At 34.7% G+C, this 13,522-nt stretch carries 11 protein-coding genes, 1 pseudogene and 1 riboswitch; of the genes and pseudogenes, 4 read left to right on the top strand and 8 right to left on the bottom strand.

All coding sequences use genetic code 11. The features are described 5' to 3' along the window. Positions 1–183: 183 nt before the first annotated feature. Positions 184–1,506: an ATP-dependent RNA helicase SrmB gene (srmB, locus tag ACGH4F_RS08845; RefSeq protein ID WP_411590917.1), complete on the top strand. Its 1,323-nt coding sequence runs from the start codon at positions 184–186 to the stop codon at positions 1,504–1,506. Positions 1,507–1,622: 116 nt separating this feature from the next. Next, positions 1,623–2,225 (top strand): peroxiredoxin C, encoded by a 603-nt coding sequence (locus ACGH4F_RS08840; protein WP_065559446.1) that lies wholly within the window; start codon positions 1,623–1,625, stop codon positions 2,223–2,225. 320 nt (positions 2,226–2,545) lie between these two features. Here ACGH4F_RS08840 and ACGH4F_RS08835 read toward each other — a convergent pair whose 3' ends face one another. The 8 genes and pseudogenes from ACGH4F_RS08835 to eco all read right to left on the bottom strand — a co-directional run bounded on the left by ACGH4F_RS08835 (position 2,546) and on the right by eco (position 10,159). Next, on the bottom strand, positions 2,546–2,860 hold the full coding sequence (locus ACGH4F_RS08835; protein ID WP_267350685.1) for a DMT family transporter: 315 nt from the start codon (positions 2,858–2,860) through the stop codon (positions 2,546–2,548). A gap of 29 nt (positions 2,861–2,889) precedes the next feature. Next, the gene (locus ACGH4F_RS08830) at positions 2,890–3,213 is read right to left on the bottom strand and encodes a DMT family transporter (RefSeq protein ID WP_267350683.1); all 324 of its coding nucleotides are present in this window, start codon (positions 3,211–3,213) and stop codon (positions 2,890–2,892) included. A gap of 407 nt (positions 3,214–3,620) precedes the next feature. Next, positions 3,621–4,259: a 3,4-dihydroxy-2-butanone-4-phosphate synthase gene (ribB, locus tag ACGH4F_RS08825; protein WP_267350682.1), complete on the bottom strand. Its 639-nt coding sequence runs from the start codon at positions 4,257–4,259 to the stop codon at positions 3,621–3,623. Positions 4,260–4,466: 207 nt separating this feature from the next. Next, positions 4,467–4,682: riboswitch (FMN riboswitch) on the bottom strand. A 108-nt stretch (positions 4,683–4,790) separates the two neighbouring features. Next, positions 4,791–5,549 (bottom strand): ABC transporter permease subunit, encoded by a 759-nt coding sequence (locus ACGH4F_RS08820; RefSeq protein WP_411590935.1) that lies wholly within the window; start codon positions 5,547–5,549, stop codon positions 4,791–4,793. Positions 5,550–5,792: 243 nt separating this feature from the next. Next, positions 5,793–6,662, bottom strand: a pseudogene (gene potH / locus ACGH4F_RS08815) (putrescine ABC transporter permease PotH); the annotation flags it as partial. Between the two features lie 321 nt (positions 6,663–6,983). Further along, on the bottom strand, positions 6,984–8,078 hold the full coding sequence (potG, locus tag ACGH4F_RS08810) for a putrescine ABC transporter ATP-binding subunit PotG (protein ID WP_065559507.1): 1,095 nt from the start codon (positions 8,076–8,078) through the stop codon (positions 6,984–6,986). Between the two features lie 148 nt (positions 8,079–8,226). After that, positions 8,227–9,336, bottom strand: coding sequence for an extracellular solute-binding protein (locus ACGH4F_RS08805; RefSeq protein ID WP_065559442.1), 1,110 nt, complete (start codon positions 9,334–9,336; stop codon positions 8,227–8,229). Between the two features lie 328 nt (positions 9,337–9,664). Then, the gene (gene eco, locus ACGH4F_RS08800) at positions 9,665–10,159 is read right to left on the bottom strand and encodes a serine protease inhibitor ecotin (protein WP_267350676.1); all 495 of its coding nucleotides are present in this window, start codon (positions 10,157–10,159) and stop codon (positions 9,665–9,667) included. A 104-nt stretch (positions 10,160–10,263) separates the two neighbouring features. Between eco and ydiK the strand changes: the two genes are divergently transcribed. Both ydiK and pssA read left to right on the top strand, forming a co-directional pair. Next, entirely contained in the window at positions 10,264–11,316 is a 1,053-nt protein-coding gene (gene ydiK, locus ACGH4F_RS08795) for an AI-2E family transporter YdiK (protein ID WP_267350674.1), read from the top strand. A gap of 142 nt (positions 11,317–11,458) precedes the next feature. Further along, the gene (gene pssA / locus ACGH4F_RS08790; protein ID WP_411590914.1) at positions 11,459–12,814 is read left to right on the top strand and encodes a CDP-diacylglycerol--serine O-phosphatidyltransferase; all 1,356 of its coding nucleotides are present in this window, start codon (positions 11,459–11,461) and stop codon (positions 12,812–12,814) included. Positions 12,815–13,522: the final 708 nt, after the last annotated feature.

Genomic DNA, 13,522 nt, shown 5'->3' with positions numbered 1-13,522 from the left:
CACTCAAATAAGTTATTTTCATTCATTGACATTAATTATCTGAGGATTTACTAAAATTAGCGCATTAAGCTTTCATTTGGTGGAAATGTTGGTATCACCATAGACAATCATTGGTGTGATAATATTGTAGTTATATTGATTGCCGTTATAATGTGTTTTAAATTTCTCGTTATAAAGGTCATTATGACAACGCAAACTTTTTCCGATTTACAAATAGATGATGTATTAATTAACAATCTCGAAGCCCAAAATATTATTACCCCTACCGTAATTCAAGCACAAACGATCCCTGTAGCTTTAGATGGCAAAGATATCTTAGGATCGGCACCAACCGGTACCGGTAAAACACTTGCTTTTTTAATCCCAGCCGTACAACATCTTTTAGACTTTCCGCGTCGAAAACCGGGGCCACCAAGAATTTTAATTTTAACGCCAACGCGTGAGCTTGCAATGCAAATTGCAGAACAGGCAAAAAACTTAACGCAATCAACGCATCTGAGTATTGCGACAATTACTGGTGGTGTCGCTTATATGAATCATGCAGAAGTATTTAGTAAAAATCAAGACATTGTCATTGCCACAACCGGACGACTATTGCAGTATATTAAAGAAGAAAACTTCGACTGCCGAGCGGTGGAAATGTTGATATTAGATGAAGCCGATCGCATGTTAGACATGGGCTTTTCACAAGATGTGGAAACAATTTCTGCCGAAACCCGTTGGCGCAAACAAACCTTACTTTTTTCAGCGACACTGGAAGGTGAAGGTTTATTCAATTTTGCCAGTCGAATTCTCGATCAGCCCGTTGAAATTAATGCGGCTCCGTCCCGTAAAGAGCGTAAAAAAATCATCCAATTTTATTATCGTGCTGATGATCTCAATCATAAAGTTGCTTTATTAACCCATCTTCTCAAGCAAGATGAATTTAAAAAAACAATTGTATTTGTTCGAAAACGTGAACGGGTACACGAACTGGTAACTTGGTTACATCAAGCAGGTATAAAAAGTTGTTATTTAGAAGGCGAGATGGTACAAGCAAAACGCAATGAAGCAATAAAAAGAATCAGTAACAACACCGTAAACGTCTTAGTGGCTACTGATGTGGCTGCTCGGGGAATCGATATTGATGATGTTACACACGTCATCAATTTTGATGCGCCAAAAACAGCAGATGTCTATCTACACCGTATTGGTCGTACTGCAAGAGCAGGTAAAAAAGGTACGGCTATCATGTTAGTTGAAGCGCATGACAATGATCTATTACTGAAAATTGAACGCTATATTCAAGAACCCATAAAATTGAGAACGATTGAAGGATTACGTCCTAAAACTAAAGCACCAAAACCGACTAGCAAGAAAAAACCGTCAAATAAATCAAAATTGAAGCGTGGTGCAAAAAAACAGGATGACACAGCAAAGAAAAAAGTTAAAGTCCGTTTACGTGACACCAAAAATAAAGGTAAACCTAAACACAAATTAAGCGAATCGAATAATTCAAAAGTTTGACATAGTCAGAGCTTATGAAAGCGATTGTTAATAACAACTTGGACAATTTTTATCAGTTGCTATAATACATTCCATCAAGGTTTACAATATTTTTGGTTTTATACAAGGAGAAACACATGACATTAGTCACGCGAAAAGCACCTGATTTTACTTCATCAGCAGTTTTAGGTTCTGGTGAAATTGTAAATAACTTTAATTTAGCTCAGCATATTCAAGGTAAATATGCCGTTGTATTCTTTTGGCCAATGGATTTTACTTTTGTTTGTCCATCAGAAATTATTGCTTTCGATCATCGTCTTGAAGAATTCAAAAAACGTGGTGTTGAAGTTATTGGTGTTTCAATGGACTCAGAATACGTTCATAACGCATGGCGAAACACTCCGCAAGATAAAGGTGGAATTGGCGAAGTTAAATTCCCAATTGTTGCCGATATCAAGCACACTATTATGCAAGCTTATGGTGTTGAACATCCTGAAGCAGGTGTAGCGCTTCGTGCATCATTCTTTATTGATAAAAATGGAATTGTTCGTCACGAGACTATCAATGATTTACCTATTGGGCGTAATATTGATGAAATGATCCGTATTGTTGATGCTTTCCAATTCCATGAAGAACACGGTGAAGTTTGCCCTGCACAATGGACTAAAGGTAAACAAGGTATGCAAGGCAATCCTAATGGTGTTGCAAGCTACTTAAAACAACACGCTAACGAACTTTAATATTCTACTCTATACTGAATAACTTATTGAAAAGATTAACTTTCAATTCAAGTTACTTTGTTAAACCGGAGATGTTCTCCGGTTTTTTTTATTCTTAATTGTTTTCTTAATTCCCTTTTTACTTTGAATTAATTCATTCAATAGTTTTGTTTACATTAACTAGAAGATGAAAAGATTGAAATGAATGTCTATTTAGATAAATTCTGTGACTTGAAACGGATCTTTTATCAATAAAAATACTTTATCAAATTGAGTTATCCAGTTGAAAATAGTTTGCGAACGATTAAAAACAATAATGGAAAATAATTTAACACTTCGTTTTACATTGTCATATGCAGTCCAACCACGCCAACAATAATAATGACCAATCCCAATAAACGCGGTAAATTTTTAGGCTCATTGAATAAAAACATATTGGCAAATACTGCTCCGGATGTGCCTAGTCCAACCCATACAGGGTAAACAATACTCAGTTCAAGATAATGAAGGGAGAAATAAAAAAGAACAAAAGAAACAAAAAATCCGCCCCAATATAAAACTAATCTTATTATTTTTTTTTGTTCAGCATAGAGCTTCAATCCTATTGCCCCTATCACTTCAAAAAATGATGCTGTTAATATTAAAAGCCATCCCATAATAAAATCCTCAATCTGATCTTTGTCGATTAACTATCTGTACGTTTAAGTTGCACAACGCCAATTATGATTAATGCTACAAAAAAGAGTTGCATCATTTTGATTTCTTTACCAAAAAGCACCATATCAATAATCGTTGCCCCAACGGCACCAACGCCGGAAAATATGGCATAAACAGTGCCTGTTGGAATGGTCTTACAGGCATTAGTTAAAAATGTAAAATCGACAATAATTAATGTGATAATAATCATCCAATGCCAATACTCCGTTGCAACACTAAATCCTAAAATCCAACATAATTCAAAAAAGCAGGTCAATATAACAAATCCCCACTCTTTATTAATGCTAAACATAGCTACCTCGCTGCTATCATTTTACTTATTGCTTGATTTTGCTTTTTCTACCGATGTTTATATCGTTGAAAAATAAGATGGTTCGCAAACATGAAGGTTTGCCACCGAAAGATCAACATGTTAATGCAGAAAAACTACGTGGTTTAAGATTAAACTAACTTAAGTCGCACTAAAACATTTTGATATATCATTACTAGTTTACTTAGCTTATTCTTATTCAATTCTATAATGAAGATACAAAATTGGCAAGGCTAACCCTGATTATTCGCTATATTTCAGTGTTTCATTAAAAAATTGAAGATAAGTTGATTGAAACGGTTTAAACAGATATGAATAAATGTTTAAGCACACAATTACACGTAAATTTACTTCCCTATATAAAAGGAAGTAAACTTCTAACGTAATGATTATAAAGACTGTAAATAGTTTGCTATATCTTCTATTGTCACCACAGGCAATTGATGCTTTTTAGCGAACTCAACCACTTGGGGCGCTCTTGCCATTGAACCATCATCATTCGTTAATTCGCAAATCACAGCGGCAGGTTTCAATCCAGCTAGCTTGACCAGATCAACCGATGCTTCGGTGTGTCCTCGACGAGCAAGTACTCCACCTTCTTTTGCTACCAGTGGAAAAACATGACCAGGATGATTTAAGTCACTGGGTTTAGCTTCATCGGCTACGGCAGCTTTAATCGTGGTAACGCGATCTGCCGCTGATACGCCAGTTGATACCCCCTTTGCCGCTTCAATTGAAATAGTAAAGGCAGTATGATTTTTACTGGTATTGTTTGCCACCATCATGGGAAGATTCAATTTTTCACATTGTTCTTTTGGCATACATAAGCAAACGATTCCACTTCCATAACGAATTGTCAGTGCCATTTGTTCTGTCGTTATGGTTTGCGCTGCCCAAATAATATCACCTTCATTTTCCCGATCTTCATCATCTAAAACTAACACGCCTTGCCCTGCTTGAATCGATGCAATCGCTTTTTTGACACGTTCTGATGGGGTTCCAAATTCATTTAAATTAAACTGATTCATGGTAAATACCTAGGTCCTTTTTTAATATATTTATTATTTTTCTAAATTATCTTGGTATTCCAAATTAATACTCATCAATCGTATTTTATGCATTGCCAAGCTAATTTAATTAAAAATAAACTTAATACCAGAATCAGGGCTGTGCTTGACCATAGTGATATTGCTAAAAAGTAAACTATGCAACTAATAGCAAATTAAGAAAAGATAAGCAACTCTCTTTTATCCAGACTTTCACTGTCGGCTTTGGAATTTCACCAAATCTGCTAGACCTTAATACCTATTAATCATCTTCAAATTCACTTCAAATCATTTTGCACAACAATGAAATTGATTTTAGCTATTTGAAATATTGACTGACTAAAATATTAAGCGCTCGTGGGCTATACCACCGGTGGGGACTTGCACCCCGCCCTGAGAATTTTGTTAGTAAACTAACACTCAACACTATAATATAAATCTAGTAAAAAGACACGGATATTTTGAAAGGAAAATATTGCCGCATTGTGCGGCAATATTCAGTTTTAATAAGATTTAATGCATGCGAGTTTCACGCAATCGACGACGTTCAGATTTACGCATCCATAACCACGAAATAAATCCAATGATGCCAACAATTAACAAAATAATTGTGGCAAGTGCATTAACTTGAGGATCCACACCTAAGCGAACTTTGGAGAAGATCAGTTTAGGTAATGTCATCGCACCTGGGCCGGTCACAAAATTAGCAATAACCACATCGTCAAGTGATAATGTGAATGCAAGCAACCACCCTGACACTAATGCCGGCGCAATCATTGGTAAAGTAATCACGAAAAAGACTTTTAATGGATTTGCGCCTAAATCTAATGCAGCTTCTTCAATGGATTTATCCAACTCTCGTAACCGTGCGCTAATAACGACGGTGACATAAGCTGTACAAAATGTAGTATGAGCCATCCAAATCGTGATCGCCCCCCGATCTTTTGGCCAACCCAGTACCTGCCCCATTCCTACAAAGAGCAATAGCAAAGCTAAACCCGTTATTACATCAGGCATAACCAAAGGTGCTGTTGTCATAAAAGAAAACAGATTTGACCCACGAAAACGTCTAAAACGGATAATGGCAAAAGCAGCTAAAGTACCAAGTACAATCGCAAATGTTGCTGCACAAGCTGCGATAGTTAAACTTAAACCAACCGCCTTGAGTAAAGTTTGATTATGAATCAATTCAACGTACCATTTGGTTGAAAATTCTGCCCAAACAGTCACCAAACGTGAACTATTAAATGAATAAACAATCAAAATAATCATTGGGATATATAAAAAAGAGAATACCGCCAATAATATAAGCCCTTTTAAACATCGGCAAGCTAACGCTAATGTAATAATTAACGTGACAATCAGACTAAAAACAAAACAGCCCACGTAAACACTGCCATTTGTAATAAGTTCAAATCCCGATGATGAAATTAAAAGCGTTAATATAAATGAACCGATCAACAATGACACAAAGACAATCAAAGCTGAACGTAGGATAATTGGTAAATTGTTCATCTATTTACCTCCCATTTGTCGATTTTGGAATTTGTTGAAATAATAAATCGGCACAATCAATATTAACAACATCACCGATGCAACCGCTGAAGCGGCAGGCCAATCATGATTATTAAAGAATTCTGTCCATAACTGAGTACCTATCATGATTCCTTCTGACGGCCCCAATAATTCAGGAATAACATATTCACCAACGGCAGGAATAAACACTAACATTCCCCCTGCAATTACTCCATTTTTTGTCAATGGTACAATGATTTGAAAGAAGGTTTTAATCGGTTTACAGCCTAAATCTAACGACGCTTCAATTAGCGTTGAATCAACTTTGATTAACGATGTATAAATCGGTAAAACGACAAAAGGCAAATAAGAATACACAATTCCTATATACACAGCGAAATAGGTTTTCATAATGATTAACGGCTGATCGATAACGCCTAACCACATTAAAAAATGATTCAAAAGCCCATTAGGATTTAAAATACCTATCCACGCATAAACACGAATCAAAAAGGATGTCCATGACGGTAAAATAATCAGTAAAAGCAAAATATTTCGCGTTGACGGTTTACATTGCGAAATAGCCCAAGCTAGTGGGTAACCAATTAAAATACATAATAAAGTTGATATTGCCGCAATTTTTAATGATTGCAAATAAGAATCAAAATAGATGGTATCACTCAATAAATTGAGATAATTACCGAAATTTAAAGTTATATTAAGCAATCCATCGTCAAAGCTAAATAAATCCGTATACGGCGGAACAGCGGATGCTATTTCGGAAAAACTGATTCTAAAAACAATTAAAAATGGTAATAAAAACAGTAGCAGCATCCATAAATATGGAATAGCAATGACTGTTAAACGACCATAAAGCGTCATCAAATCTGTATCATCAGGCTGTTTTTTAATTTTCTTAATTGCAAAATAAATAGCAACTAAACCAGCAGGTATAAATAGAATACTGCCAGCAATAATCATTCGATAAGCAAGTCTAGAAGGCTTGTAATTTGCTAAAAACAAACCAAAACATGACATTAAAAAACTTAATACTAATGCAGTAAATAGCGCATCTAAAAATAAGTTATCAAATGCATCTGTGGTGACAAAACGCCAATAAACACAGAGCAAGACAAATGCATTTAATACTACACTCCAAAAAATGGAACGCATCGTTATATCCTCTTTTGTTTATTCGGTAAGTACCACACAGCTATCAACTTCCCAACTTAGGTTAACTATATCTCCCCAAGTAGGCATTCCTTTTCGATAACGGTGCTCATTTTGTAGTTGTGCAATGATAATTTGCCCACTTGATAACTTAACATGATATATTGATAAATCACCTAAATAGGCAATTTCAACTACTTCACCTGTTGCAACGTTATAGCCGTCTTCTGGAATGTCGTCACATAATTTGATTTTTTCCGGACGAAGCGCAACTTGAATTGGCACGCCTTCAACCGCTGGTGAATCATAATCAACTTTTATTGGATGTTTTATCATTGGACAGCTAATAATCAATCCGTCTTCAAGTGTTTCTTGTAAAATACCATCAAACACATTTACCGATCCAATAAACTCAGCACTATAACGACTGTTTGGATGTTCATAAATTTCTTCAGGCTCACCAATTTGAACAAATTGACCTTTATTCATAATGGCAATACGACCAGCCATGGTCATGGCTTCTTCTTGATCATGGGTAACCATAACACAAGTTGCCCCTACTTGTTCTAAAATACTGACAACTTCAAGTTGCATACGATCACGCAGTTGCTTATCTAACGCTCCCATCGGTTCGTCAAGAAGCAATAATTTTGGACGTTTTGCTAAACTACGTGCTAACGCTACGCGTTGTCTTTGACCACCAGATAATTGATGTGGCTTACGTTTTCCAAATTGTTCCATATGCACAAGCGCAAGCATTTCTTCAACACGGTGTTTGATCTCTTTATTGTCTAATCTATCTTGCTTTAAACCAAAAGCAATATTTTGCTCAACCGTCATGTGAGGAAAGAGAGCATACGATTGAAACATCATATTGATTGGACGATTATAAGGCGGAACTTGCGACAAATCTTTACCATCTAAAATAATTTGCCCAGATGTTGGTTGTTCAAATCCTGCTAACATTCGTAATAGGGTCGATTTACCACTACCTGAAGCACCAAGCAAAGCAAAAATTTCACCGGTGTAGATAGTGAGATTAATATCATCAACAGCATAATAATCATCATTAAACACTTTGGTTAAATTTTTGATCTCCAATAATGGCGTAACCATCTTTTTTTTAGGCTGAACCTGAATTGTTGTTTTATTATTCACTCTTTTTTCCTCATAACAACAAGCCATAAAAAACGAAACGGAAAGATTAAATCAATCTCTCCGTCTATAATAAATAACACTTAATAATCAATTATTTGTTAAAACTTTATCGACCAGTTTTAAGTTTTGTCCATGTACGAGTAATCACGCGTTCAAGTTTAGGTTCTTTAACTTTTAATGTAAACAATTTTTCCATGACTTCAGGTGATGGATAAACCGCAGGATCGTTTTTAATTTCCGGTTTAACAAAATTGTCATTTGCGACTTTATTGGCACTCGCAAAATTAACATCATTCGTCACTTGTGCAGCGATTTCTGGCTTCATGATAAAGTTTAAAAATTCATGGGCTTCATCAACATTAGCCGCATCTTTTGGAATCGCAAAAGTATCAAAAAAGACTAACGCCCCTTCTTTAGGTATTTGATAACCAATATGGACACCATTTTTAGCCTCATTTGCGCGATCTCGTGCTTGCAAAATATCGCCAGACCAACCTAAAATGACACAAATATCACCATTAGCAAGGTCGGTTATATATTGAGATGAATGAAAATAACGAATATTCGGTCTTACTTTTGCTAAAAGATCATAAGCCGCACCAGTATAATCTTTGGCATCAGTGCTATTAGGATCTTTACCTAAATATTGTAACGCACTGGCAAAAATTTCAGTAGGCGCATCTAAAAATGCAACACCACAATCTTTAAGTTTTTCCATGTTTTCAGGTTTAAAGACTAAATCCCAACTATTAACTGGGGCATCTTCACCTAAACGCTCTTTGACTTTATCGATATTATAACCGATACCCGTTGTCATCCAGACATAAGGAATAGCATAAGTATTATCTGGGTCATGGGTCGCCATTAGTTTCATTAAGTTAGGATCAAGATTTTTCCAATTCGGTAATTTACTTTTATCTAATGGAAGATAAATACCTGACTTAATCTGTCTTGCTAAAAAGCTATCTGAAGGTGAAACAACATCAAAGCCGGAATGCCCCGCCATGAGTTTTCCTTCAAGTGCTTCATTAGAGTCATAAACATCATAAACAAGTTTAATTCCTGTTGATTTTTCAAAATCATTAATGGTTTCATGACCAATTTGACCTGCCCAATTATAAAAATGTACGACACGATCTTTAGCAATAGCAGATTGAGATAACGCTAGTGTGACACCAGCAAGAATTGAAAGAATTGTTTTACGTTGAGTAAACATGCTCACCACTTCTCCTCTAGTAATAGGGATATTACATGTTAAACACAAGCCCACTGAATCAAAACAATGGACCCCCAAATTTTACCAAAAACCTGTTAAAAAACATAGTCTGGCGAAACCGAGGTAAGCAAGCAAATTATTTATTATTATATTGATAAAAATAAATGGTTAGCTTTGCATTACGTGGCATAAAATACCTTTTTTTTCAAAGAAGTCTACATAAAATGTAAAATAACTTAAGATTTGAGATTGAGTGACGATATTTTGTTCACTCAACCCTTTTTAACGATACTAAAAATAGATAACGCCAATAGCGTCCTTTCCAATTTTATTCAGCTTTGGCTGGTAGAATTTTTGCATCAGGTTGCCAAACACGATACTTAATTTGGAAATCATTTGGTGCATAAATGACAATTGGTAAGCGACTATTATAGTCTAACCAACCCAAATTATGATGTAGAGTAACAAACTGATTTTTATTAGAACCTGTCGGGCAAGCCATCATGGTTGATAGAACACCGTTACCGGCTTCTACAACATAATAAGAATAACCCCAACCTTTTAATTCTTCCTCTTTAACTGTCCCTGCCAAACGTTGAGAATTACAATCAACATTCATTTCTTTGCCAATTAGTAATTCAATACGAGCATTATTCTCATCAGGCAATGCAGGTAGATTTATTGCAAAACGGGTGTAACCAGCTTTCGCTTCAGGATAAGGTGCAATGTCATTCACATTTTGCACTGTTTCTGGCAATTTAGTTTTTTCAGCACAAGCAAATAAAGATACGCCCATTAAGGCTACCAATATTATTTTTTTCATTTTTTTGTCTCCTGTAAAAATAGGTTCATTAATATTGCATGATATGCTTTTTAAATGATAATGCGTATAATAGCATTATATTTACTATTTACTATGGTTATAAAATGCCTAAAGAAAAAAATACTAATGATTTATTAAAATTAATTCTTAATCTGCTATTAATTGGATTATTTATCATCATTACTTATCGGATTGTTGAACCTTTTTTGTTTGGATTCTTCTGGGCGGTCATGGTCGTGATTGCAACTTGGCCACTTATGATCAAAATTCAAAACAAACTTTTCCATAAACGCTGGTTATCTTTGTTGGTTATGGCATTAATTTTAGCCTTTGTTTGTGTCATTCCTTTTCTTCTCATTATTAGTAGTGTAGCACAAAATGGACACTATCTGATTGAATGGGCAAAATCACTATCTCATCACGAGTTACCCACTCTTGATTGGCTAAATAGCATTCCTATGTTTGGTGAGGAATTACATCAAAAATGGTTAGAGCTGATCAAAACCGATGGTTCAGATTTAATGAGCAATGTTCAACCCTATATTGGCACTATGATTAAGTGGTTGATCGAGCAAGTAACTAATTTAGGTATTTTCATTTTCCATGCTGGTGTCATGATTATTTTTAGCCTGTTACTTTTCTTAAAAGGTGAAAGTATTACCAAATATGTTTATGTATTTGCTAATCGACTCTCTAAACAATATGGCGAAACAACCGTCACCTTAGCAGGCCAATCAATTCGTGCAGTCGCATTAGGCGTAGTGGTAACCGCCATTACTTTAGCTTTAATTGGTGGTTTAAGCTTTGTGTTAACGAATATGCCGTTAGCGGGTCTATTAACTCTAGTACTATTTATTTGTTGTGTTGCCCAAATTGGGCCAGTTGTCGTCATGCTAGGTTGTATAATTTGGCAATTTTGGAGTGGTCATACGGCTTCAGGTATTATCTTAATTGTCGTCGCAGTAATACTGACGACACTTGATAGTGTTATGCGTGCTTATTTAATCAAAAAAGGCGCTGATTTACCTTTTTTACTTATTCTATTTGGTGTTATTGGTGGATTACTTGGATTTGGTATTATGGGATTATTCATCGGGCCAGTCGTATTAGCCTTAACCTATAAAATTATTCAGACATGGGTTGATGAACAATCTTAAACAATTTATTATCATCCCGAAAATAAGGTTTTATAACGTTGTGACTAAACACATTAACAAATGTTGTATAAAAAGGAGAATTATTTTCTGATATAATTCGTATTACTCAACGATATGCGTCAGTTAAAATGATATAGAAATCATGCGAATACCATTTATAAAATATAATCACCAAAAACAGCTTGATGAATTAGCAAAAATTTCTCAACATGCCGATCAATACCGTATCATATATAATCCTACAGACTATCGGCTTGCTTTGCTTAATGCAATTAAACATGCCAAGGAACGCATCTATATTGTTGCGTTATATTTAGAGCAAGATGAAGCAGGAAAAGAATTTCTTAAAGAATTATATAATGTTAAGCAACAAAATCCCAATTTAGATATAAAAATCTTTGTCGATTGGCATCGAGCACAACGCGGTAGGATTGGTGAAGACAAAAGTCAAACTAATGCAAAATATTATTACCAATTAAAACAAGAAAATCCTCAAGTTGATATTCCTATTTATGGTGTGCCTGTTAATCGCCGTGAAGTGCTGGGCGTTCTTCACCTTAAAGGGTTTATTATCGATGATACCGTGATTTATAGCGGTGCAAGTATAAATAACGTCTATTTACATAAGCTGGATAAATATCGCTATGACCGCTACCACTTTATTACCAATAAAGTACTCGCCGATAGTATGGTGAACTATATTAATGACAATTTTTTACCTTTTAGCGGATTACAACGGCTGGATGGTGAAAACCATAAAACCAGAAAACAACTAAAAGCTGAGATTAAAGCCCTTCGTCAACATTTAATGAATGCAAAATATCATTATACGGGCGATGCCGATAATCAATCCCTTTCAGTATCCCCTATTTCAGGTTTAGGCCGTAATAACTCATTAAATAGAACGATACATCACCTAATTAATATCACTCAGCAAAAAATTATCTTTTGTACCCCTTATTTCAACTTACCTAATATTTTAGTTCGTGACATTATTCGCTTATTGCGCAAAGGTAAACAAGTAGAAATTATAATCGGTGACAAAATCGCCAATGATTTCTATATTCCAGAAGATAAACCTTTCAATATTTCAGGTGGGTTACCTTATTTATATGAAATTAACTTAAGAAAATTTATCGAACGACTGCAACCTTTTATTGATAAAGAACAACTCATTATTCGATTATGGAAAGATGGCGAACAAACTTATCACCTTAAAGGTATTTGGGTCGATAAAAAATGGGTATTAATTACGGGTAATAATCTTAACCCAAGGGCATGGCGATTAGATCTTGAAAATGGTATTTTAATTCATGATCCTAAACAAGAATTGCAAGATCAGTTTGATAAAGAACTTGATACAATCAGAGAAAAAACCACATTGGTGACACATTTTCAACAAATTCAAGCCAGCCAGTTTTACCCACCTCACGTACATAAGTTAATTAAAAGATTAACTCGCATACGTGTTGATCGGATTATAAAACGCTTATTATAAAACGAAAATAAATGATAAGCTGTTAGTAAATCGTCAACTAAAATAAGCTATAGAGAATAAAATTGACTAGTTATTAAAGATAGTAACAACTGTTCTTAGTCAAATTTCATCTCTATAGCTTTAAAAATTTAACGAAATAATATTTATTCAGGGCTATTTTTTTGCAAACTTAAAACCGTTCAGCATTTCAAGCACTAATTGAAAAAATATCAATCGCTCTAAGCACAATGCGTCTAAACGGCTGTTATCTTAGTATTTTTAGAAGCATAGCAATTATACAAAGAATATTGCTTGATTTTTCAACAATTAAACAATAACACAACCATTCATCACAGTATCTACAGGCTGACCATTAATATAAAAAAACCGTAACCGACAACATCACCAAGTCCAATCCAAGCAATACCAGCTCTAACAGTTAATGCTAGTCTATCTTGTATAACTTATTTTCGTAAAATGGTTTATCCCTGTGTATACAGGGATAAACCCTAATTATAACCTATTGTTTATTAATTAAAATAGCAAAGTGTAAAATTCTACCAACTTTTTTTGTTTTTTTAGGCGATCTGCTTTGTTAGCCATCTAAAATAGAATTAAATATTTATCATATAGTTAGTTATGTTCAAAATGCTATTTTAGGCATTTCATCTTTTTACAACTTTCTTGCGCACCAGCCTATTTTTGCCTACAGCCTGACTTGTCTTGTTT

This window comes from Gilliamella sp. CG35, from assembly GCF_046635745.1.
Lineage (GTDB): Bacteria > Pseudomonadota > Gammaproteobacteria > Enterobacterales > Orbaceae > Gilliamella > Gilliamella apicola_I.
Note: the sequence above shows the minus strand (reverse complement) of the source record. Positions and strands in the feature narration are given on the sequence as shown.

What these genes read in the sequence shown, in the direction of transcription:
- ACGH4F_RS08830 (WP_267350683.1), bottom strand. Translation starts at nt 3,213, where the DNA reads ATGTTTAGCATTAATAAAGAGTGGGGATTTGTTATATTGACCTGCTTT.
- ACGH4F_RS08835 (WP_267350685.1), bottom strand. Translation starts at nt 2,860, where the DNA reads ATGGGATGGCTTTTAATATTAACAGCATCATTTTTTGAAGTGATAGGG.
- potG (WP_065559507.1), bottom strand. Translation starts at nt 8,078, where the DNA reads ATGGTTACGCCATTATTGGAGATCAAAAATTTAACCAAAGTGTTTAAT.
- pssA (WP_411590914.1), top strand. Translation starts at nt 11,459, where the DNA reads ATGCGAATACCATTTATAAAATATAATCACCAAAAACAGCTTGATGAA.
- ydiK (WP_267350674.1), top strand. Translation starts at nt 10,264, where the DNA reads ATGCCTAAAGAAAAAAATACTAATGATTTATTAAAATTAATTCTTAAT.
- ribB (WP_267350682.1), bottom strand. Translation starts at nt 4,259, where the DNA reads ATGAATCAGTTTAATTTAAATGAATTTGGAACCCCATCAGAACGTGTC.
- ACGH4F_RS08820 (WP_411590935.1), bottom strand. Translation starts at nt 5,549, where the DNA reads ATGATTATTTTGATTGTTTATTCATTTAATAGTTCACGTTTGGTGACT.
- srmB (WP_411590917.1), top strand. Translation starts at nt 184, where the DNA reads ATGACAACGCAAACTTTTTCCGATTTACAAATAGATGATGTATTAATT.
- ACGH4F_RS08805 (WP_065559442.1), bottom strand. Translation starts at nt 9,336, where the DNA reads ATGTTTACTCAACGTAAAACAATTCTTTCAATTCTTGCTGGTGTCACA.
- ACGH4F_RS08840 (WP_065559446.1), top strand. Translation starts at nt 1,623, where the DNA reads ATGACATTAGTCACGCGAAAAGCACCTGATTTTACTTCATCAGCAGTT.
- eco (WP_267350676.1), bottom strand. Translation starts at nt 10,159, where the DNA reads ATGAAAAAAATAATATTGGTAGCCTTAATGGGCGTATCTTTATTTGCT.